Source organism: Maritimibacter alexandrii (assembly GCF_005871115.1).
GTDB classification, from domain to species: domain Bacteria; phylum Pseudomonadota; class Alphaproteobacteria; order Rhodobacterales; family Rhodobacteraceae; genus Maritimibacter; species Maritimibacter alkaliphilus.
The window spans coordinates 755,840-778,128 of record NZ_SWKQ01000011.1 but is presented as its reverse complement, the minus strand read 5'-3'; the positions used below and the strand labels follow the sequence as shown (position 1 = coordinate 778,128).

Sequence of the window (22,289 nt, the reverse complement as noted above, 5' to 3'; positions counted from 1 at the left end):
GCCGGTGCCCACGAAAAAGCGCGGATATCATCATGGCAACCTCCGGCAGGCGCTCGTCGAGGCCGCTTTGACCTTGATCGAGGAAAAGGGCCCGACCGGGTTCACGCTGTCGGAAGCGGCCAAGCAGGCTGGCGTGACGCCCGCCGCCGTCTATCGTCACTTCGACGGGCGCGAAGACCTGATCGCCGAGGCCGCGCGTCAGGGGTATGAGATTTTCGCGGACCTGATGGAACACGCCTACGCCAAGGGCCAGCCCTCGGCGCTGGCCTCGTTCGAGGCGACGGGGCGGGCCTATTTGGCATTTTCCCGCCGCTTTCCGGGGCATTACATCGCGATGTTCGAGTCCGGGGTGTCGATCAACAAATCCGCCGATCTGGCCCATGTGGCGAACCGGGCGCTCGGCGTGCTCGACATGGCGGCGAACGAACTGCTGAAAGACGTGCCGCCCGAGAAACGGCCGCCGGCCCGGATGGTCTCGGCCCATATCTGGGCCATGTCGCACGGTGTCGTCGAACTTTTCGGTCGTGGCTCGCCCGGCACCAAGTCGCCGTTTCCGCCCGAGGATCTGCTGGAAAGCGGGATCGGCGTCTACCTGCGGGGCTTGGGACTTATCAAGGCCGACAGCTAGAACTTGCCCGAGGCTTCCAATGCCTTGCCGAGTCGTGGCAGGCGGGCTTTTTTCATCAGTTTGCGGATCGTCCAATCCTCGCCCGACAGCCGGATCGCCTCGTCCAGCACGGCGCGGGCGACCGTTTCGACCGCTTCGGGTGCCTCTTCGTAAAGCCCCAGCAGAAACGGGTCGGGACTTGCCAGCACCAGCCCCTCTTCGCCCAGCAATTGCCGGGGGAAGTCCTTGATGTTCAGCGTCATCAGCACGTCCGCCGAGGATGCTATGGCCGAGGCCAGAACATGCACGTCGTCGGGGTCGGGCAGCGACAGGCGGCTCATGTCGCCATCCTTGGGCCGGAACGAGGCGCGGGGCCAGTCGGCCTCCAACGTCGCGATTTCACCGCGCGCCAGCGCCTCCTGCCCCGGACCGAGCTTCGCCGCTGCCCGCGCCCATTCTTCGAGGATGCGAGGGCTCCACTTCGGCTCGAACAACCCCGCCTTGGCCACACCGATCACCATCTCGCGCATCACCGTCGGGTAAAGCACGCAGGCGTCGATCAGAACCTTCATGCGGTCAGCCGGAAGAACAGCGCCTTGAGGTAGCCGCTTTCGGCAAGCGCCGGATGTTGCGGGTGGTCGGGGCCGGCAAAGCCCGTGTGTATCAATTGCGCGGAGCGGCCACCGCGCCCGATGCCCCGCACGCTGGACTTGCGGAAGCTGTCGAGGTCGGCGGCGTGGGAGCAGGAGCACAGGCCCAGATAGCCGCCGGGGGCCACGAGGGGCGCGGCCAGCCTTGCGATGCGCTCATAGGCCCTGAGGCCAGCGTCGAGCGCCTGTTTGTTGGGCGCAAAGGCGGGCGGGTCGCAGATGACCACATCGAACACCTCGCCCGCTTCGCCAAGCGCGGTCAGCACGTCAAAAGCGTCGCCTTGGCGGGTGTCGAAGCGGTCCGCCACGCCCGTGGCTTCGGCGCCTTGGGTGGCGAGGTCCAGCGCGGGTTGCGAGCCGTCGACGGCCAGCGCGGAAGTCGCGCCGTTCGCCAGTGCGGCGAGCGAGAAGCCCCCGACATGGCTGAAGACGTCGAGCACGCGCGCGCCGTTCGAAAGCGTCGCGGCGAAGGCGTGGTTCGGACGTTGGTCGAAGAAAAGGCCCGTCTTCTGCCCGCCAAGAAGGTCGGCCATATAGGTCGCGCCGTTCATCGGCACCGGGACCGGGCCGTCGACCGCCCCGCGCTCCACCAGCGTCTCCTCGTCCAGCCCTTCAAGCCCCCGCGCCCGACCGCTTGCGTTCTTGACCACCGTGGTCATGCCCGTGACTTCGGCCACCGCCGCCGCCAGATCGTCGAACAACACATCGGCCCAGGCCGCGTTGGGCTGGATCACCGCTGTATCGCCGAAGCGGTCGATGACCACGCCGGGCAGCCCGTCGGCCTCGGCATGGATCAGGCGGTAGAACGGGTCGGGAAATAGCCGTGCACGGTGAGCGAGCGCCAGTTCGACCTTTGCGGCGAGCCATGCCTTGTCGATCACCGCCTCGGGGTCGCGATCCAGCATCCGCGCGAAAATGCGCGAGTTCGGGTTCACCGCGACAGTGCCCAGGGCCGCACGCTCCGCGTCCTCCAACCGGGCGATGGTGCCCGGCGCGATGGCCTTGGTGCGCCGGTCCGTGACCAGTTCGTTGTCATAGACCCACGGCGCGCCGTGACGGATCGCACGCGCGTTGGCTTTCGGCTTGAGGCGGATGGACGGGCGATTGCCCTTTTGCGTATCGTTCATGCGCACTGCCTATCCCGTTCGCGTCCGGGCGGGAAGAGGCTGCGCACGTGCCCGCCCGCGGACGGTTTCGCGCCGTTTGCACGGGACGCCGGGGAAAGGCATGGTAGCGTCGGACGAGGGCGCCCTGCCCGGCCTGATGCGTTCGCCGGGTTGTTAGCGCTATCACGACATGATATGCGGTCGCCAGAACGCGCGATCAGAATAGGACTTCCCATGGCTCTCAACAGCGAGATCGAACGGGTCACCCAACGGATCATCGACCGCAGCGCCGCACGGCGCGCCTCCTACATGGAAGGGATTCAGGCGCAGATCGACAAGGGGCCGAAGCGCGGCCATCTGAGTTGTTCGGGTCAGGCGCATGCCTATGCCGGGGCTGGCCCCGATCAACACGCGCTCGCCACCAAGGATGCGCCCAACATCGGGATCGTCACCACCTTCAACGACATGCTGTCAGCCCACCAGCCGTTCGAGCGGTTCCCCGACCTCATCAAGGCCGCCGCACGGGCCGAGGGTGCGACGGCGCAGGTGGCGGGGGGCGTTCCGGCCATGTGCGACGGTGTCACACAGGGCGAGACCGGAATGGAGCTGTCGCTGTTCTCTCGCGATGTGATCGCGCTCGCCTCGGGCGTGGCGCTCAGTCACAACACCTTCGACGCCGCGCTTTACTTGGGCGTCTGCGACAAGATCGTGCCGGGTCTGGTGATCGCCGCCGCCACCTTCGGCCATATCCCCGGCATCTTCATGCCGGCAGGGCCCATGACCTCCGGCCTGCCGAACGACGAAAAGGCCAAGGTACGCCAGAAATTCGCGGCGGGCGAAGTGGGCCGCGACGCCCTTATGCAGGCCGAGATGGAGGCCTATCACGGCCCCGGCACCTGCACCTTCTACGGCACCGCCAATTCGAACCAGATGCTGATGGAGTTCATGGGGCTGCACCTGCCCGGCGCGTCCTTCGTGAACCCGAACACGCCGCTGCGCGATGCCCTGACGATGGAGGGTGCGCGCCGCGCCACGCAGATCACCGCATTGGGCAATGCCTTCACCCCGGTCGCCGAGGTGCTGGACGAAAAGGCCTTCGTGAACGGGATCGTCGGGCTGATGGCCACGGGCGGATCCACGAACCTGCTCATCCACCTGCCCGCCATGGCGCGGGCCGCCGGGATCGAACTGACGATGCAGGATTTCGCCGACATCTCGGCCGTCACGCCGCTCATGGCGCGGGTCTATCCGAACGGCCTGGCCGACGTGAACCATTTCCACGCCGCGGGCGGGCTTGGCTACCTCATCGGCGACCTGCTGGACGAGGGCATGTTGCACCCCGACACCCGCACCGTCGCGGGCGGCGGGCTGGAAGCCTATACGCAGGAGCCCAAAGTGGACGGCGACCGGGTGAAATACGAACCCGGCCCGCGCAAGACGCTGAACGACAAGATCGTGCGCCCCTATGCCGATCCGTTCCAGAAAACCGGCGGCTTGTCGCAGTTGGTGGGCAACCTCGGCCATGCGGTCATGAAAGTGTCGGCGGTCGATCCCGCGCGCCACGTGATCGAAGCCAAGGCGCGGGTCTTCACCGATCAGGCGTCGGTCAAGGAAGCGTTCAAGGCGGGCGCGTTCACCGAGGACACGGTGGTCGTCGTGCGGTTCCAAGGCCCCAAGGCCAACGGGATGCCTGAGCTTCACGGGCTGACGCCGACGCTCGCCGTGCTACAGGATCGGGGCCTGAAGGTCGCGCTCGTGACCGACGGGCGCATGTCCGGTGCGTCGGGCAAGGTGCCCGCCGCGATCCATGTCTCGCCCGAAGCGGTGGACGGTGGCCCCATCGCCAAGGTGCAGGACGGCGATCTGGTGCGCGTGGATGCCACGAACGGCACCATCGACGTGCTGACCGAAGGGTTCGACGCGCGCACGCCCGCCACGATGGACCTGTCGGCCAATTCCCGTGGTCTTGGCCGCGAGCTATTCGAAATGTTCCGCCAGAACGTCGGCCTCGCCACCGAGGGCGCGGGCGTGGTTGTGTAAGGAGATGACGATGACCCCTGCCGAAGCCTCTGCCAAAGCCGCCGAAATCTGCGAACTGGCCCCCATCGTGCCCGTGCTGATCGTCGAGGATGTGGCCCATGCCGCACCCCTCGCCGCCGCGCTGGTCGCGGGCGGTTTGCCTGCGCTGGAGGTGACCTTGCGCACCGATGCCGCGCTCGAGGTGATTGCCGAAATGGCCCGTGTCGAAGGCGGCGTCGTGGGGGCCGGCACCCTGCTCACTCCGAAGGACGTGCAACGGGCGGTGGATGCCGGCGCGAAATTCGGCGTCTCGCCCGGCGCGACGGACACGCTGCTCGACGCCTGCGAAGAGGCGGGGCTGCCGCTCTTGCCCGGTGCGGCTTCCGCGACCGAGGCGATGCGCCTTTTGGAGCGCGGTTACACCATCCAGAAATTCTTTCCGGCCGAGGCGGCGGGCGGTGCGCCCTTCCTGAAATCGCTCGCCTCGCCCCTGCCGCAGATCCGGTTCTGCCCCACGGGCGGCGTGAGCCCGAAGAACGCGCGCGATTACCTGTCGCTGCCCAACGTGATCTGCGCGGGCGGGTCGTGGGTCGCGCCAAAAGAGATGTTCAAATCGGGCGACTGGGCCGGGATCGAACGGCTCGCAGCCGAGGCGGCGACGCTTCCCCGCTGACGCGCGTTTTGCGAGGGATGAGTTGACCTCGATCGCTGATCCGTTCAACGCCGCGCGCGGGCCCCGCCCCGGCGTCTGGGCGCGGTGGTGATGCTGTCTTTGCCCTCGCGCAGAACCCGTGTCATCGGGTGATCGGGCGCGGCCCCGCCATACAGGTCGAGAAGCGCCGCCACCTCCGCCGCGCCGATCCGGCGCTCGCGATGGCCCAGCACCCAATCGAAAAAGATGCCCCGGCAGTCTTCAAGCGACACGCCTTCGATGCGATAGGCCTCGCGGATCAGTCCCTTCGGGTCGATTTCGTCGGGTGTCATGCCGTCTCTCCCGGTCTGCGTGCAAGGATCGCCTCGATCGCCTTCGTCGCCGTTTCGGCGCAGCCTGTCACGCGGTCGAGCAGCGCCTCGCCATCCTCGACCTCCATCAGCCGGAACAGGAAGGCGCGGCCACCCTGCCCGACCGTGTCCAGATCGAGCGTGCCGTCGGTGATGAGCTTGGCACCGCTTTGCAGCCGCCGCATCGTGTCATATGCCGCGTTGAGCGCCTCGGCCTCGTCCTGGGTGATCCAGCCGATCTCGACTCCGATGGCGATCTGATCCTCGGTCAGCCGGGGCGTTTCCGGCGCCAGAACCGCGGCGCATTGCGCGACGAGTTCGATGTCCTGCAACCGCCCCGGCCCGATCTTGGGGTCCAACGGCCCGGTGTCGCCCTTGGCTTCGGCGATCCGGGCGCGCATCTCGATCACGTCGGCGATGGTGCGGGCCGGGTCGCGGTCGCGGCCCAGCACCTCGGCCCGGACCTCTTCCACCGCGTCGCCGATGGCCATGTCGCCCGCGATGGGCCGGGCACGGGTGAGCGCCAGATGCTCCCACGTCCAGGCCTCGTCCCGCTGGTAGGCGGAAAACGCGGCGAGCGAGGTGGCGACCGGGCCCTGACGGCCCGAGGGCCGCAGACGCATGTCGACTTCGTAAAGCCGCCCTTCGGGCATCTGGGCCGAAAGCGCCGTCACCATCGCTTGCGTGAGGCGTGAATAGTAAGCCCTTGACCCAAGGGGCCTTTTGCCGTCCGACTCCGCGTCGCCCGGCGCGTCATAAATCACGATCAGGTCGAGGTCCGAGGCCGGGCCGACGGTGCGCGCGCCAAGGCTGCCCATGCCGAGCAGAACCGCGCCATTGCCCGGTGGAGTCCCGTGTTTGCGCGCGAATTCCTCCGCCACCAGCGGCCAGATCACCCGGACCACGGCATCGGCGAGGTCGGCATAGTCCAGCCCCGCCTCGGCCGGAGGCGTTAGGCCGCGCAGCAGGTGAACGCCGATGCGGAAATGCCATTCCTTCATCCAGCGCCGCGCCCCGTCGAGCTTGGCTTCGTAGTCCGGGAGCGCGTCGAGCGTTTCCTGAAGATCGGCCCGCAGGCCGCTTTCGCCGGGCCATGCCGAGAAGAAATCGCCCCCGATCACCGCGTCCAGCACCTGCGCGTTGCGGCCCAGATAGACCGAAAGCGCGGGCGCGGTGGCGGCGATGTCGACGATCAGATCGACCAGCGTGGGGTTCGAGTCGAACAGGGAAAACAGTTGAACGCCCGCAGGCAAGCCGCTGAGAAACTTATCGAAATTGATGATCGCCTCGCGGGGGCGCGCGGCCCCCTTGAGAGCCGCCAGCAGATCCGGTTTCAGCCGGTCGAAGATGGTGACCGCACGCGATGAACGCAGCGCCGGATAGGCCTTCCACCCCTCGACGATCTCGGCCTCTTCCTTGTCGAGGTCCGCTGTCGGGGCCGAGGCATCGCCGGGCGCAAAGAACCCCTCGGTCAGGTCGTGCACTTCGGTCAGCGCGGTGGTGAGGTCGGACACGAGGTGCGCGCGGTCCATGTCCATCATGCAGGCCAGCCGCCGGAAACCCTCGTCCGTGTTGGGCAGCTTGTGCGTCTGGGCATCGCGCACCATCTGGACCCGGTGCTCGACATCGCGGTGGAAGCGGTAGTGCCGGGTCAGCGTCTCGGCCACGTCGGCAGGCACCCAGCCCTTTTCGACCAAGGCGGCCAGACCCTCGACCGTGCCGCGCAGGCGCAGCTCGGGGTCGCGCCCCCCCGCGATCAGTTGCCGGGTCTGGGTGAAGAACTCAATCTCGCGAATGCCGCCGCGCCCAAGCTTCATGTCGTGCCCCGGCAGCGTGATCGGACCGCCCAGCCCCTTGTGCTCGCGAATGCGCAACCGCATGTCGTGCGCGTCCTGAATGGCCGCGAAATCGAGGTGTTTGCGGTAGACGAAGGGCCGCAGCACCTCGAGATACCTGTCGCCCGCCTCGATATCGCCCGCACAGCTGCGCGCCTTGATATGCGCCGCCCTCTCCCACGTGCGGCCGAGGCTTTCGTAATAGCGTTCGGCGGCATCGGTCGAGATGATGACGGGCGTGACCGAGGGATCGGGACGCAAACGCAGGTCGGTGCGAAAGACATAGCCGTCGGCGGTGTTCTCGGACAGCATCGACGACATTTTGCGCACCGCCCGGATCAGGCTGGCGCGGGCGTCGTGGTAATCGTCATCGTCATAGCGCGTCTCATCGAACAGCATGATAAGGTCGATGTCGGAGGAGTAGTTCAGCTCCCCGGCCCCCATCTTGCCCATCGCAAGCGCGAAGGCCCCGCCAGCGGTCGCGATGTCGTCCTCGGTCGCGCCGGGCAGCTTGCCGCGCGCGATCTCACGCCCGACGTGGAACTTCAGCGCCTTGTCAGTGGCGATATCCGCAAGCTTGGTCAGCGCGCCCGTGACCTTTTCCAGCGGCCAGACCCCGGCAAGGTCGGCCAGCCCGGTGTAAAGCGCGACGCGGCGCTTGGCCTGTCTGAGCGCAGCGGACAAATCGGCCTCGCTTTCGCCCTCGATGACCAGCGCCCTGTCGATCGCCTCGTCAGGGTCCATCGACAGGGCCTCACGCAGCCACGCGTCCTCCTTCGTCATCAGACCCATGAGATAGGGCGAACAGCCTGCCGTGCCCGACAGAACCTCGACCAACTCTGGGGCAAGGTCACCGAACGATGTGGCGATTTCCCCGGCCGGGTCGGTTTCGAACGGGCGCGGGCAACGGGTGATATGGCTGGCGAAGGACATGGCGCGGAGATTGGCTGCGCGGTCGGGGGTGGTCAAGCCGATCCGCCCGTGCATGATGCCGCCATGAGCAAGTCATTGAAACGCGTCGAACGGGCGGCGGCCGAGGCCGGGCTGGACATCACCATCCTCGAAATGGCCGAGGGCACGCGCACGGCGGCGGATGCGGCCCGCGCGGCGGGCTGCGAGATCGACCAGATCGTCAAGTCGATCATCTTTCGCGGCGAGGACGACGGGCAGGCGATCCTGTTCCTGACCGCAGGCGGCAACCGGGTGGACGACGCCAAGGCCAGCGCGGCGGCGGGCGAAGCTTTGGGCAAGGCCGATGCAGGCCTGATCCGGTCGCAGACGGGCTTTGCCATCGGCGGGGTCGCCCCCATCGGGCACCTGAACCCGATCCGGGCCTTCATGGACCCCCGGCTCTTCGATTTCGACGTGATCTGGGCCGCAGCAGGCACGCCACGGCACATATTCTCCGTGGATCCCCGCGATATCGAGCGGCTGACAGGCGCACAAGTCACTGATTTCATTGTCTGATCGAAATTAATGTGAAAAGCCTTCACATTTTTCCTTGAAATGCCGGGGTGCGGTCCCGATCTTGGTAATGTGAAAGGAATTCACATCGCACCGACACCGCACCATCCGTGCAGAAAGGAAACACTATGACGACGATGAGCGAAACCGCCCCTCCGAAGTCCGAGGGCTGGTTCAACAAGACCGAGGCCTGGCTCGACGAACGGGGCAAGGGCGCGTGGATCGCGCTCATGGTCCTCGGGTTCGTCTTCTTCTGGCCCGTGGGCCTCGCCCTTCTGATGTACATGATCTGGAGCAAACGCATGTTCTCGAAATCCTGCAACGGCCCGCATGGCCGTCACCGCCACGGCCGCCGTCACGGCCATGACACCTACGCCTATGTCTGGGACAACGGTCGCGGACGCAGCTTCAAAAGCTCGGGCAACACCGCCTTCGATTCCTACAAGGCCGAAACCCTGCAACGCCTGATGGACGAGCAGGAGCAGTTCGAGGCGTTCCTCGACCGCCTGCGTCAGGCCAAGGACAAGTCGGAGTTCGACCAGTTCATGAACGAACGCGCCGATGCGGCCCGCAGCGGTCAGATCGAAGACAGCTCGGACGACGAGGACGGCGACGACGATGCCGTCGTGGCGAAAGAGCCGAAATAAGATCGCGCGGCCCCGCTTGTCGGGGCCGACCGCCTTTTCCATATGGGGACCATGATGAACACCGCCACCTATACCGGACTGCCCGATCCCGACTACCAGTCGGAGTTCTATGCCGATGTGCCCGCCAAGCGCGCGCTGGCCTGGGTGTTCGATACGTTGATCGTGGTCGGCCTCGTCCTGCTTCTCATTTTGCTGACCGTCGGGATCGGCTTTTTCTTCGCAGGTTTCCTGTGGCTCGTCGTCGGGTTCGTCTACCGTGTGGTGACACTCGCCAACGGGTCGGCCACGCTGGGGATGCGCCTGATGTCGATCGAGATCCGGCGGCATGACGGCCAGCGGCTCGACCTTGGGACCGCCGTGATGCACACGCTGGGCTACACCCTGTCGATGTCCTTCGTCCTGCCGCAGATCGCATCCATCATCCTTATGATGACCGGGGATCGGGGTCAGGGCCTCACCGACCTCGTGCTGGGCACCGCCGCGATCAACCGCTCCGCGCGGATGTGACCGGCGGTGATTTACCCAAATGCCCTGCGGGGCTTGGCGGGTTAAGGTTTCGTTGATAGGTTTCGTGAAACTGGGTCCGAAACCACCGAACACTTCGCGTCTCTATGCGTCACACTCTTCCCCTCGCCCCGCAGTTCTACGTGACTGCGCCGCAGCCCTGCCCTTACCTCGAGGGTCGGCTGGAGCGGAAGTTGTTCACGGCGCTTCAGGGCGAGCAGGCCGAGGCGCTGAACGATACCCTGTCCAAGCAGGGCTTCCGCCGGTCCCAGAACGTGCTTTATCGCCCGTCATGCTCTGATTGTAACGCGTGTCTGTCCGCCCGGATCAGGGTCAAGGATTTCACCGAGTCGAAAAGCCAGCGGCGCACCGAGAAGAAGAACGCGCAGCTCGCCCGCCGCACCCGTGCGCCCTGGGCGACCGAGGAACAGTACGAGCTTTTCCGCAAATACCTCGACGCGCGCCATGCCGACGGCGGTATGGCCGACATGGACGTGTTCGAATTCGCCGCGATGATCGAGGAAACCCCGATCAAATCGCGGGTGATCGAATATTCCGTCCGGTCCGAGGATCGCCGGACCCGTGATCTGGCCGCCGTCTGTCTGACCGACGTGCTCGATGACGGGCTGTCGATGGTCTACAGCTTCTACGATCCCGCCCGCCACGCCGACAGCCTCGGCACCTACGTGATCCTCGATCACATCCGGCTCGCGCAGGAGGCGGGGCTGCCTTACGTCTACCTCGGCTACTGGGTGCCCGGATCGCCCAAGATGGACTACAAGGCCAAGTTCGCGGCGCTCGAGGTCTATGTCGGCGGTCAGTGGACCCCGATGGAAGACGCCGAGAATTTCGACACGCGCCAGCATCCGCTGTCCAACGATCCGATCGCCGAACAGGTCGCCCAGATCGCCCTGCCCGGCGCGCAGCCGGTCAAGAAGCGCTAGTCAAACGCCCCCCAGACGCTAGACTGATCCCGCGCATTTTTCAGAACGGGTTCGTATTCGACGTTTTTTCGGGGGACAGCCATGTCAATACGTGGGTCATTACAGCGCAATTACGCGGCTCAACGGTCGGCCAAGGTGCCCGATCCATCGTTCAAGCTCGACATGGACGAGGTCATGGGCCTCGCCCGCCTTGCCCGCGACAACGGCGAGAGCGTCGAGGCTCTGGAAGCCCGGATCGCCGCAGCCGCCGCGCAGGAGCCGAAGCCGGATGCGGACGACGACCCCGGCACCGCCAAGGCCAAGGTCACCTCGGCCCTCGACGTGCTGGGGCAGTATTTCCCGGCCGAGATCATGGCGTTCTACATCACCGGGCTTGCGATCTTCAACGGGCTTGGCCAGACCGATGGCGCGGTGTTCTGGCCCTACCTGTTCGTGGCCTGCCACCTGCTGATCTGGCTGTATGTCTTCGTGGACTACAAGGTTGAAAAACGGGCGGAGGACGCAGCCGCCGCGGCCCGCGAAAAGGCCGGGAAGCCTGCGACCCCGTCGGTCCTCACCTTTCCGATGTGGCCGTTTTTGTCTTCGGTCATCGCGTTCTGGGCCTGGGCCGCCGCGACCCCCGGCGACCCCATCGTCACCAGCCCCGCCGCCACGGCCATCGCCGCCGTCGTCGCGATTTTCGTCTCGCTCCTCCTGCCGCAACTTGAGGTGCTCTGGGGCCCGTCGCGCAAGGCCGAGCCGGAACCCGATAACGCCGACTGATCTGCTCCGCTCCAAAAAACAGGCGCCTCCCGTGAGGGAGACGCCCGACCGTCATCAAATGCGTTGGATCAGCCGACCGGGGCACCGTCCGTGCGCCAGACCTGAATGATCGACGAGCGCGGCTTGCCGTTGCCATCGGGCCACGAACCGCCCGGATGCTGGATGCCGACGAAGGCGACCGTGTTGTCTTCGTTCCAGCACAGGCCCGTCACTTCGGCCCCATTGGGCGCGGTAAGGAAGCGGGCGATTTCGCCGGTTTCGGTGTTCCCGACGAGCATCTGGTTGTTGCCCTGCCCGGCGAAGTCGCCCTCGTTCGAATCGTCGCCATCGGTCTGGATCCACAGCATCCCCTTGCTGTCGAACGCCATGCCGTCGGGCGAGTTGAACATGTTGCCGTCGGTGACGTTCTCGGACCCGCCGTAAGCGTTGTCGTAAACCGCCGGGTTGCCCGCCATCACGTAGAGATCCCACGCAAAGGTGTCGGCGCCGTGGTCGTCGCCCGCCGGAGCCCAACGCACGATCTGACCGTATTCGTTGGTCTCACGCGGGTTGGCCGCGTTCACCGGCATGGCGTCACCGCCGCGCTTGGAGTTGTTGGTGAGCGCGCAATAGGCCTCGGCCTTGAGCGGGTTCGCCGCGATCCATTCCGGGCGGTCCATCGACGTCGCGCCCACAGCCGAGGCCGCGATGCGCGAGAAGACCAGCGTTTCTTCCAGCGTCATGCCGGTGGCTTCGGGGGTCAGGGCCACCCATTCGCCGGTCATGTCGTCTTTGAACTTGGCGACGTAAAGCTGACCGTCCGACAGCAGACCCTCGGTCGAGCCGCCTTCGGCAAAGGTGCCGTTGGAGACGTAGCGATAGATGAACTCGCCCCGCTCATCGTCGCCCATGTAGACAACGACACGGCCATCGGCGGCCTGCACCATCTCGGCGTTCTCGTGCTTGAAGCGGCCAAGGGCGGTGTGCTTGACGGGGGTGCTTTCGGGATCGGTCGGGTCGATCTCGGTGATCCAGCCGTGCCGGTTCGGCTCGTTCGGTTCGGCGGTCAGGTCGTAGCGCGGGTCGAACTTTTCGTAAGCATAGCGGCCCTCGCCGCCGATGCCGTAGCGCGACAGACCGTCGGTTTCGTCATAACCGCCGGTCGCGCCGAAGTAGCCGTTGAAGTTCTCTTCACAGGTCAGGTAGGTGCCCCACAGCGTCTTGCCCGAACCGCAGTTGTTCATCGTGCCCTTGGGGCTCATGCCTTCGGGGTCGGCGTTGGTCTGCACGAGCGCATGTCCGGCGGCGGGGCCGTCCATCGTCATCTGGGTTTCATGCGTGATGCGGCGGTTGTAGGGGCTGTCCTTCACCACCTCATAGGTGCCGCCGTTCATCGCGACCTCCATGACCGTCACACCCTGAAGGTTCTTCAAGAGCATCACCTCGTCCGCGCTCTGAGGCGTGCCGTCCGAGGCGGCGGGCAGGTTGATCTTGGGGTTCACGTATTCCGAGTTCACGGCGATCAGTTCCTTGCCATCGACAAAGAACGTCTCCATCCCGTCCGTATTCTCACCGAACACCTTGTCCGACATGGCGGGCGAAACGCCGGTTTCGGCGTCATAGGCGCCATCGGCTTCGGTCCAGAGCGCATCGCCCCAGCGCACGAGCGTTTTCCACTCGTATCCTTCGGGCACGTGGATGTCGAAATCGGTGGCGATGTCGATCGGCTCGAACCCGAAACCGCCATGGGCCGCAGCCTGAGCGCGGCTTGAGGTCAGCATGGCCGAACCGAAAACGGTCGCGGCCGAGCCGAAGGCCAGCGCCCCACCCAGAAAGCCGCGACGGGTGATGGCACGTTCCACGACGGCGTCGAAATCATTGGTCGCCGGGCGCGGGTCGCGCATCTCGTCGAATTCGTCCCACGACAGGTTCGAGGTGTCTTGGTCTTTCACGGGGCTTGCTCCTTATTGGCTGGCTGTTCGGGTGCGCCGAGTCGGCGTCCGTGCGCGAGCCTCGTTTCGAGCTGTGACAAAGCGGAGTCGCTTCCATGACAGCCGTGTAAAATTCGACCGGACCCTATCACGGGTGCGTTTCTTCCCGCCTGAAAACACCCGAGTCGGCCTCTCGAGCACGCTCGCATTTTCACAATCCCCCTTCAGGGCCGCGAAAAGGAAAGAAAATGTCGCCAAAATCCGCTGGTGCGACACTTTATTCAGCCATTTGGCGTTGACGCCCCGACAGCCGACCCATAATGTCCCCGCACCACAAAGGAGAGCGGTCGTGGAAAGCCTTGTAGTCATCGTAGGAAATAGGCGCATGGGACGGTAACGGACCCCTGAAGGTTCCCCATGCGCCCCCGACAGAAAATCGGGGGCTTTTTTATGACCGGAGATACGGGCGCGACGCCCACACGGAGAGAGACATGACACGTCAGATGACCGGCGCGAAAATGGTGGTTCAGGCCCTGAAGGATCAGGGTGTGGACACGGTATTCGGATATCCCGGCGGCGCCGTTCTTCCGATCTATGACGAGGTGTTCCAACAAAACGACATCCGTCATGTTCTGGTGCGCCATGAACAAGGCGCGGTCCATGCCGCCGAGGGCTATGCCCGTTCGACCGGGAAACCCGGTGTCGTGCTCGTCACCTCCGGCCCCGGCGCGACCAACGCGGTCACGGGTCTGACCGACGCGCTGCTCGACTCGATCCCGATCGTCGTGCTGACGGGTCAGGTGCCCACCTTCATGATCGGCACCGACGGGTTTCAGGAGGCCGATACGGTCGGCATCACCCGCCCCTGCACCAAGCACAACTGGCTGGTGAAGGACACGAACAAGCTGGCGGACACGATCCATCAGGCCTTCCACGTCGCGACCACGGGCCGCCCCGGCCCGACGCTCATCGACATCCCCAAGGACGTGCAATTCGCCCAAGGCACTTACGTCGAGCCGCAGAAGGCGCGCACCGAACATTACCAGCCGCAGGTGAAGGGCGATATCGACGCGATCACCCGTCTGGCCGAGATGATCGAAGCGGCGGAACGCCCGGTGTTCTACACCGGTGGCGGGGTCATCAACTCCGGCACGGCGGCGAGCCAGCTCTTGCGTGAACTGGTGGATGCCACGAACTTTCCGATCACCTCGACCCTGATGGGGCTGGGCGCCTATCCGGCGTCGGGAAAGAACTGGCTCGGGATGCTGGGGATGCACGGGCTTTACGAAGCCAATATGGCGATGCACGACTGCGACCTGATGATAAACGTCGGCGCGCGGTTCGACGACCGGATCACGGGGCGCATCGACGCGTTCTCGCCCGGCTCGAAGAAGGTGCATATCGACATCGACCCTTCGTCGATCAACAAGGTGATCCATGTCGACCTGCCCATCGTCGGGGACGTGGGCCACGTGCTCGAAGACCTTCTGCGCATCTGGAAGTCGCGCGGGCGCAAGACCAATGTCGAGGCGCTGGGGAACTGGTGGAAGCAGATCGACGCGTGGAAAGAGGTGAACTGCCTCGACTACAAGAACTCGACTCAGACCATCAAACCGCAGCACGCGCTTCAGCGGCTGGAAGCGATCACGCGTGGCATGGACCGTTACGTGACGACCGAAGTGGGCCAGCACCAGATGTGGGCCGCGCAGTTCATGGGCTTCGACGAGCCGGGCCGCTGGATGACCTCGGGCGGTCTGGGCACGATGGGTTACGGCCTGCCCGCGAGCGTGGGGGTGCAGATGGCGCACCCGGACAGCGTGGTCATCAACGTGGCGGGCGAAGCCTCGTGGCTGATGAACATGCAGGAAATGGGGACGGCGGTTCAGTTCCGCCTTCCGATCAAGCAATTCATCCTGAACAACGAACGGCTCGGCATGGTGCGCCAGTGGCAGGAGCTTCTGCACGGCGAACGTTATTCCCATTCGTGGTCCGAGGCGCTGCCCGACTTCGTGAAACTCGCCGAAGCCTTCGGCTGCAAGGGACGGCTGGTCAAAGACCCCGCCGAGCTGGACGACGCTATTCAGGAGATGCTGGACTACGACGGTCCCTTCATCCTCGACGTGCTGGTCGAGAAGCACGAGAACTGCTTCCCGATGATCCCGTCGGGCGAGCCGCACAACAAGATGCTTCTGGGTGAAGCCTCGACCGCCGATGCGATCGGTACGTCGGGCGCGGTGCTGGTGTAAGGGGGACAGGATATGAACGCTCTCAAGATCAAAAAAGGCTCCTCCAAGAAGTCGGCCTATGACCTGCGCGATCCGAATTCGGATATCGTCGAGACGCATACGCTGGCGGTGATCGTGGACAACGAACCGGGTGTGCTGGCGCGCGTGATCGGGCTGTTTTCGGGCCGTGGTTACAACATCGACTCGCTGACCGTGGCCGAGGTCGACCACACCGGGCACCAGTCGCGCATCACCATCGTCACGGGCGGGACGCCTGCGGTGATCGAACAGATCAAGGCCCAGCTCGGGCGGATCGTGCCGGTGCACCGGGTGCATGACCTGACGGTCGAAGGTGCTTCGGTCGAACGGGAACTCGCGCTGTTCAAGGTGGCGGGCACTGGCGAAAAACGGGTCGAGGCCCTGCGCATGGCCGACATTTTCCGGGCCAATGCAGTGGATTCCACGCTGGAAAGCTTCGTCTTCGAACTGACGGGTGCGCCGGACAAGATCGACGCCTTCGCGGACCTCATGCGCCCGCTCGGCCTGGTCGAAATGGCGCGCACCGGGGTCGCGGCCCTGTCACGCGGGGCCGAGTAAGGCCCTGACATAGAACGAGAAAGGGCGGGTCGCTTGACCCGCCCTTTTTGTTTGTCCGGCGTCCGGGGTCTTATCCCCGATTCCACCACCCGCGCCGCTTGGGCTTGGATTTCTCGTCCGCCTCGCCCTCGGCCATCGCAGGTTCCGGTTCGGGCTGCGGCGCCGGCTGGGCAAGGGTTTCTTCCACGACCGGATCGCTTTTCTGCGACGGGGCCTCGGCCTCGGACGGCATGTCCTCGGGATCGTTGCCCGTGGGCGTGGCTTCCGGTTCCGGCGTCGCGTCGGCCTCGGCCATCGCCGCATCGACCGGCGCGGGCGTCTCGTCCGCAACCTCCGGCGCGACCTCGGCTTCCGGGGCCGTGGCCGCGGACACCGTTTCCGGCGCTTCCGTGACCGGCTCGGCCACCGCTTCGGTCACCGGCTCGGTCGGCGTGTCCGCGACCGCCTCGACCGTCTCGTCGGTCTTCTTCTTGCGCGGGGCGCGCTTGCGCTTGGGCTTTTCGGCCTCGGCCGGTTTCTCGGCTTCCGTCTCGGCAGGCGCGGCTTCGGCCTCGTCAGTCTTTTTCTTGCGCGGCGCACGCTTGCGCTTGGGCTTCTCGGCTACGTCCGGCGCGGCTTCGGCTTCGGCAGCCTCGGGCGTCGCGTCGGCCTCGGCGGGCGCTTCGGTCGCGGCATCCGCGCCTTCGCTCTCCGCAGGGGCCTCGGCGGCTTCACCCTGCCCTTGCGCCTCGTCGCCGCTCTCGTCGCCATTCTCATCGGAGCGCGACTTGTTGCGGCCACGGCCACCGCGACGGCGGCGGCGGCGGCGCTTTTTCTTCGGCTGATCGTCGTCCTCGTTGGTCTCGGACGCTTCCGAGGTCTCTTCGGACTGATCCTCTTCGGTTTCGTCCTCGATATCCTCGTCCAGATCCTCCATCAGCGACGCATCGACCGAGACGACCGGCGCGGTCACTTCGGCCACGCTGCGGGTCGCGGTCTTGAACTTCTCGATCTCGAAATCGGGCGAGATCAGGAAGGGATCGGCCTCAAGCCGGATCGCCATGCCATAACGCGCCTCGATCTGCGCGATGTGCTCGCGCTTCACGTTCATGAGGAAGTTCACGATGCCCACCGGGGCCTTGAGCAACACCTCTTTCGAGCGGCCCCGCGTGCCCTCTTCTTCCAGCTGACGCAGGATGTTGAGCGCGAGGTTGTCGTCGGACCGGATCAGACCCGTGCCGTGGCAATGGGCGCAGGGCTGAGTCGTCGCCTCGATCATGCCGGGACGCAGGCGCTGGCGGCTCATCTCCAACAGCCCGAAGCCCGAGATGCGGCCCACTTGGATCCGCGCGCGGTCGGTCTTGAGCTTGTCTTTCAGCTTCTTCTCGACCGCGTTGTTGTTCTTGCGCTCTTCCATGTCGATGAAGTCGATCACGATCAGACCGGCAAGGTCACGCAGGCGAAGCTGGCGGGCCACCTCTTCGGCGGCCTCGAGGTTGGTCTTGAGCGCCGTTTCCTCGATCGAGCCCTCTTTCGTGGCCCGGCCCGAGTTCACGTCGATGGCGACCAGCGCCTCGGTCACGCCGATGACGATGTAGCCGCCGGATTTCAGCTGAACGGTCGGGTTGAACATCGACGACAGGTAGCTTTCGACCTGATAGCGGGCGAAGAGCGGCAGTTGGTCGTGGTAGTTCTTCACGTTCTTGGCGTGGGACGGCATGATCATTTTCATGAAGTCCTTGGCGATCCGGTAACCGCCCTCGCCCTCGACGAGCACCTCGTCGATGTCCTTGTTGTAAAGGTCACGGATCGACCGTTTGATGAGGTCGCCCTCTTCATAGATCTTCGCCGGCGCCGTGGATTTCAGCGTCAGTTCGCGGATCTGTTCCCACATGCGCTGAAGGTATTCGTAGTCGCGCTTGATCTCGGTCTTGGTGCGCTTGGCACCCGCCGTGCGCACGATCAGCCCCGCACCCTTCGGCACGTCGAGCGAGGTCGCGATTTCCTTGAGCTTCTTGCGGTCCACCGCGTTGGTGATCTTGCGCGAAATGCCACCGCCACGGGCGGTGTTCGGCATCAGCACGCAGTAGCGACCCGCCAGCGACAGGTAGGTGGTGAGCGCCGCACCTTTGTTGCCGCGCTCCTCTTTCACGACCTGAACGAGCAGGATCTGGCGAACCTTGACGACTTCCTGAATCTTGTACTTGCGCGGGCGCGGTTTGCGCGGCGGGCGAATATCTTCGTGGTCGTCGTCGTCGGCCACGGATTCGATCGTGTCGTCCTTTTCGGCCGCATCGACCGGCTTGGCGTCTTCCTCGTCGCTCGGGCGCGATCTGGACCGCGACCGGGAGCGCGACCGCGAGCGGCGCGACCGGGACGGTTTCGAGTCAGAGTCGTCGTCGCCGGAAGCCTCGGCCTCGTCGGAGGCATCGGCACCCTCTTCGGCGTCGTCCACATCCTCGCCCGTCTCGTCCGAGGGTTCCTCGACCGGCGTATCCGCGACCCGTTCCATCGGGGACGAGGCTTCGTCAGCCTCCCCACCTTCGTCGAGGTCGATCACGTCCATGCCCTGCGGCTCGGCGTCCTTGGTCACGACCTCGTCGTCCGAGCGGGTTTCCTCGGCTCTGGGCGCGCTGCGGCGGGACTTGCGCCCCTCTTCCTCACGCTCGAGCGCCTCGGCATAGGCGCGCTCTTCCTCGAGCAGCGCCTCACGGTCGGCGACCGGAATCTGGTAGTAATCCGGGTGAATTTCCGAGAACGCGAGGAAGCCGTGGCGATTCCCGCCATAATCGACAAAGGCCGCTTGAAGCGAGGGCTCCACACGGGTGACTTTGGCGAGGTAGATGTTTCCGGCTAGCTGGCGTTTGTTTTCGGATTCGAAGTCAAATTCTTCGACTTTGTTTCCGTCCACCACGACAACGCGGGTTTCTTCCGCGTGCGTGGCGTCGATGAGCATTTTCTTGGCCATTTGATCTCATTGCACCCGCATATGCGAATGGCGCCCCCGGGGGAGCGGTCGTCGATTTGGGGTGTCTTGTCTGGGCGAGCGTCGGTGCGGTGGCACGCAGGCTGCGCACGGGCTCTTGCCCTGCGTCATGTCCCATCAGTGCCGCGTCGCGCCTCATCGCGTTTCTTCTCCGACCCCTTGATGGGGCCCGTTCGGGTCCGGACGGGTCTGTGCCCCCGGACGAATGTCTGGCGTTCGGGTTTTGTCATGCCCGCCTGCCCTGGCCTTGCGGCCAACTCGGTCTGCTCCCAGCCTCCTGCGCGATCCTCGCGCGGTGCGGCGTGCAAGCAGCGAAACTTTCGGGTCATCCGGCAAGCGGACCACCGCCCATTGAACATAGTGGTCCGGGGGGTGTCATGACAATGGCGAAAATGATCCGAGGATCGGATTATTCCGGTGATCGCATGAACAGGTGACCCACAACCCTTTGTTCAGGTTAATAAAGTCCGCCTGCGGACAGGGACGAGGAATTCGCGCGGTCTGGAATGACCACGGTTTCGCCCGTCGAGGTCTGGACCTGCTGCTGGCCGCCGAAACCGCTGTCCGGATCGCCGAAAAGCGGCAGGTTCGACCCCATCGCGAAGCCCCCGTCGAACACGATGCCGAAGATCGGTTCTTCGCCGTCACGGAAATATTCCGCCACCACGCTCGGCCCCGACGCGCTGTCGGGCAGACGGGCGCCGGAATAGCGGTCGATCTTCACGAAGTGACCGCCCGGCGGGATCTTGAACTTGCCGCCACCGTATTTCTTGACCGCTTCGACCATGAAACGCTGGAACACCGGGCCGCAGGTGCCGCCGCCCGACGCCCCGCCCAAGGGGCGCGGCCGGTCGAAACCGATGTAGCAGCCCGCCACGATGTTCGAGGTGAAGCCCACGAACCAGACGTCCTTCGAATCGTTGGTGGTCCCGGTCTTGCCCGCCGTCGGCACCGGAAGGCGCACGGACCCCGATGCCGTGCCGCGTTGAACCACGCCCTGCATCATCGAGGTGAGCTGATAAGCGGTGATCGCGTCCATCACCCGTTCGCGGTTCGAGGTGATCTGCGGCGCTTCGCCCGACGGCAGACGGGCCGCCTTGCAATCGGCGCAGTCGCGCTGGTCGTGCCGATAGATCGTGCGCCCCCAACGGTCCTGCACGCGGTCGACGAGCGTCGGTTCCACCCGCTCGCCGCCGTTGGCGAACATGGCATAGGCCGACACCATCTTGAACAGCGTCGTTTCCGCCGAGCCGAGCGCGTTGGCGAGATAGGGGTCGAGGTGGTCGTAGACCCCGAACCGTTCGGCATAGCGCGCGACGGTCTGCATCCCGACCTCCTGCGCCAGACGCACGGTCATCAGGTTGCGCGACCGTTCGATGCCGGTGCGCAGCGGCGTGGGCCCGTAGAACTGGTTCGAGGCGTTCTTGGGCCGCCAGATTTCGCCACCCGTGTCGATCTCGATCGGCGCGTCGATGATGATCGAGGCGGGCGAGAACCCGGTGGAAAGCGCCGAAGCGTAAACGAAGGGTTTGAAAGACGAACCGGGCTGGCGCGTGGCCTGCGTCGCGCGGTTGAAGGTCGAATGTTCGTACGAGAACCCGCCCTGCATCGCGATCACGCGGCCCGTGTTCACGTCCATCGCCATGAACCCGCCCTGCACTTCGGGCACCTGACGCAGCGACCAGCGCACGAAGTTGCCCTCGGACCCCTCGCCATCGGTCATGCGGCGCACGTGGATCACGTCGCCACGTTCGAAATTGTCGGCGAAGCTGCCCCGGAACCACGATGTATCGCTGCGCGGAATGACCCAGGGCTGCGGCTCGGGCTGGCCTTCGATCTTGACCGTCATCTCGTTCGAGCCGATCTGGTCCACGACCGCGACATACCATTGCCCGTTCAGGTCGATGTCGCGCGCCACGCGCAGTTCCCCCAGCGCCTCTTCCCAGGTGCCGTTGTCGATGGTGGCCGGGTCGATGGACTTGCCGGTCCCACGCCACGGCGAGCGGGCGCGGTCATAGTCTTCCAGCGCCTTGCGCAGCGACCATGCGGCGATTTCCTGCATTTCCGGGTCAACGGTCGCGCGGATCGTCAGACCGCCGCCGAAGAATTCCTCTTCCCCGAAGTCGCGGCTCAACTGACGGCGGATCTCGTCGGTGAAATAGTCGCGGCGCGGCATGGCCGACCGGAAGCTTTCGAAATCGCCGTTCTGGACCGATCGAATGGGCTCCTGCCGTTCGGATAGGTACTGATCCTCGGTGATGTAGCCGTTCTCGTACATCTCCTTGAGGATGAAGTTCCGGCGGTTGAGCAGCCGGTCGTAGTTGCGCACCGGATGATAGTCGGACGGCGCCTTGGGCATCGCCGCCAGCGTCGCCGCCTCATGCGGCGCAAGCTCGTCCAGCGTCTTGTTGAAATAAGTCTGCGAGGCCGCCGTGACCCCGAACGAGTTCTGGCCCAAGAAAATCTCGTTCAGATACAGCGCAAGGATGTCTTCCTTGTCGAGCGTGTTTTCCAGACGGCTCGCGAGGATCAGTTCCTTGATCTTGCGCTCCGCCGAACGGTCGGACGACAGAAGGAAGTTCTTCATCACCTGCTGGGTGATCGTCGACGCCCCGCGAAGCCGCCCGCCCCGCGCGGCCTCGACCGCAGCGGCCAGCATCCCGCGCGGATCATACCCCTTGTGGGTATAGAAATTCTTGTCCTCGGCCGAGATGAAGGCGTATTTCACCAGATCGGGGATCTGCTCCGGCGGCGTATACAGACGACGCTCGCGCGCGAATTCGTCCATCAGCTGCCCCTCGCCCGAATAGATCCGGCTGATCGTGGCGGGCTGATAATTCTCGAGCTGCTCGGTCGACGGCAGACCCTGCCCGTACATCCAGAAGATGCCACCGATGGCAAGGGCGGCCATGAGCGCACCAAGGGTCAGCCACGAGAAGATGGCGCCGAAAAATCCCAGTATGAATCGGATCAAGACTGCCTCCGAGGTTGAGCCAAAGGGTATAGGGTCGATCGTTGGCCGGGTCAAAAAAGAACGGCATGACATGGTCTG

Annotated in this window: 17 protein-coding genes; 10 read left to right on the top strand and 7 right to left on the bottom strand. The window is 65.1% G+C overall.

Annotated features, from left to right (window positions below; genetic code table 11):
- The first annotated feature begins 4 nt into the window (after positions 1–4).
- The gene (locus tag FCT00_RS11935; protein ID WP_008328763.1) at positions 5–628 is read left to right on the top strand and encodes a TetR/AcrR family transcriptional regulator; all 624 of its coding nucleotides are present in this window, start codon (positions 5–7) and stop codon (positions 626–628) included.
- Here FCT00_RS11935 and FCT00_RS11930 read toward each other — a convergent pair.
- Complete coding sequence (locus FCT00_RS11930; RefSeq protein WP_138423177.1) at positions 625–1,179, bottom strand: RSP_2648 family PIN domain-containing protein; 555 nt, start codon at positions 1,177–1,179, stop codon at positions 625–627. The two genes, FCT00_RS11935 and FCT00_RS11930, sit on opposite strands and share 4 nt — an antisense overlap.
- Positions 1,176–2,384, bottom strand: coding sequence for an RSP_2647 family RNA methyltransferase (locus tag FCT00_RS11925; RefSeq protein ID WP_138423176.1), 1,209 nt, complete (start codon positions 2,382–2,384; stop codon positions 1,176–1,178). Before FCT00_RS11925 ends, FCT00_RS11930 begins: the two co-directional genes overlap by 4 nt.
- 213 nt (positions 2,385–2,597) lie before the next feature.
- On the opposite strand from FCT00_RS11925, the gene edd reads away from it, so the two are divergent.
- Both edd and eda read left to right on the top strand, forming a co-directional pair.
- Positions 2,598–4,403, top strand: coding sequence for a phosphogluconate dehydratase (gene edd / locus FCT00_RS11920; RefSeq protein ID WP_138423175.1), 1,806 nt, complete (start codon positions 2,598–2,600; stop codon positions 4,401–4,403).
- Positions 4,404–4,407: 4 nt separating this feature from the next.
- Entirely contained in the window at positions 4,408–5,055 is a 648-nt protein-coding gene (gene eda / locus FCT00_RS11915) for a bifunctional 4-hydroxy-2-oxoglutarate aldolase/2-dehydro-3-deoxy-phosphogluconate aldolase (RefSeq protein ID WP_138423174.1), read from the top strand.
- Between the two features lie 44 nt (positions 5,056–5,099).
- On the opposite strand, the gene FCT00_RS11910 is transcribed toward eda, so the two are convergent.
- Both FCT00_RS11910 and FCT00_RS11905 read right to left on the bottom strand, forming a co-directional pair.
- The gene (locus tag FCT00_RS11910; RefSeq protein WP_138423173.1) at positions 5,100–5,366 is read right to left on the bottom strand and encodes a hypothetical protein; all 267 of its coding nucleotides are present in this window, start codon (positions 5,364–5,366) and stop codon (positions 5,100–5,102) included.
- Positions 5,363–8,152, bottom strand: a complete 2,790-nt coding sequence (locus FCT00_RS11905) for a bifunctional [glutamine synthetase] adenylyltransferase/[glutamine synthetase]-adenylyl-L-tyrosine phosphorylase (protein WP_235889011.1) — start codon at positions 8,150–8,152, stop codon at positions 5,363–5,365. The genes FCT00_RS11910 and FCT00_RS11905 overlap by 4 nt, the downstream gene beginning before the upstream one ends.
- Before the next feature lie 63 nt (positions 8,153–8,215).
- On the opposite strand from FCT00_RS11905, the gene FCT00_RS11900 reads away from it, so the two are divergent.
- From FCT00_RS11900 to FCT00_RS11880, 5 genes are all read left to right on the top strand, one after another.
- A complete protein-coding gene (locus FCT00_RS11900; protein ID WP_138423171.1) occupies positions 8,216–8,686 on the top strand; it encodes a YbaK/EbsC family protein in 471 nt (156 codons plus the stop codon).
- Positions 8,687–8,811: 125 nt separating this feature from the next.
- Positions 8,812–9,330 carry a DUF2852 domain-containing protein gene (locus FCT00_RS11895; RefSeq protein ID WP_138423170.1) on the top strand — a complete coding sequence of 173 codons (519 nt, stop codon included), beginning with the start codon at positions 8,812–8,814 and terminating at the stop codon, positions 9,328–9,330.
- A 42-nt stretch (positions 9,331–9,372) separates the two neighbouring features.
- The gene (locus FCT00_RS11890; protein ID WP_138423169.1) at positions 9,373–9,837 is read left to right on the top strand and encodes an RDD family protein; all 465 of its coding nucleotides are present in this window, start codon (positions 9,373–9,375) and stop codon (positions 9,835–9,837) included.
- 104 nt (positions 9,838–9,941) lie between these two features.
- Positions 9,942–10,778, top strand: coding sequence for an arginyltransferase (locus tag FCT00_RS11885; protein ID WP_008328747.1), 837 nt, complete (start codon positions 9,942–9,944; stop codon positions 10,776–10,778).
- Positions 10,779–10,859: 81 nt separating this feature from the next.
- Positions 10,860–11,540, top strand: a complete 681-nt coding sequence (locus FCT00_RS11880; RefSeq protein ID WP_138423168.1) for a hypothetical protein — start codon at positions 10,860–10,862, stop codon at positions 11,538–11,540.
- Positions 11,541–11,608: 68 nt separating this feature from the next.
- On the opposite strand, the gene FCT00_RS11875 is transcribed toward FCT00_RS11880, so the two are convergent.
- Complete coding sequence (locus FCT00_RS11875) at positions 11,609–13,471, bottom strand: PhoX family protein (RefSeq protein ID WP_171042968.1); 1,863 nt, start codon at positions 13,469–13,471, stop codon at positions 11,609–11,611.
- 470 nt (positions 13,472–13,941) lie between these two features.
- On the opposite strand from FCT00_RS11875, the gene FCT00_RS11870 reads away from it, so the two are divergent.
- A complete protein-coding gene (locus tag FCT00_RS11870) occupies positions 13,942–15,696 on the top strand; it encodes an acetolactate synthase 3 large subunit (protein WP_138423167.1) in 1,755 nt (584 codons plus the stop codon).
- A gap of 12 nt (positions 15,697–15,708) precedes the next feature.
- Positions 15,709–16,272 (top strand): acetolactate synthase small subunit, encoded by a 564-nt coding sequence (gene ilvN, locus FCT00_RS11865; protein ID WP_008328734.1) that lies wholly within the window; start codon positions 15,709–15,711, stop codon positions 16,270–16,272.
- Positions 16,273–16,342: 70 nt separating this feature from the next.
- Here ilvN and FCT00_RS11860 read toward each other — a convergent pair whose 3' ends face one another.
- Both FCT00_RS11860 and FCT00_RS11855 read right to left on the bottom strand, forming a co-directional pair.
- On the bottom strand, positions 16,343–19,219 hold the full coding sequence (locus tag FCT00_RS11860) for an Rne/Rng family ribonuclease (protein WP_138423166.1): 2,877 nt from the start codon (positions 19,217–19,219) through the stop codon (positions 16,343–16,345).
- 475 nt (positions 19,220–19,694) lie between these two features.
- On the bottom strand, positions 19,695–22,211 hold the full coding sequence (locus FCT00_RS11855; protein WP_008328730.1) for a penicillin-binding protein 1A: 2,517 nt from the start codon (positions 22,209–22,211) through the stop codon (positions 19,695–19,697).
- Positions 22,212–22,289: the final 78 nt, after the last annotated feature.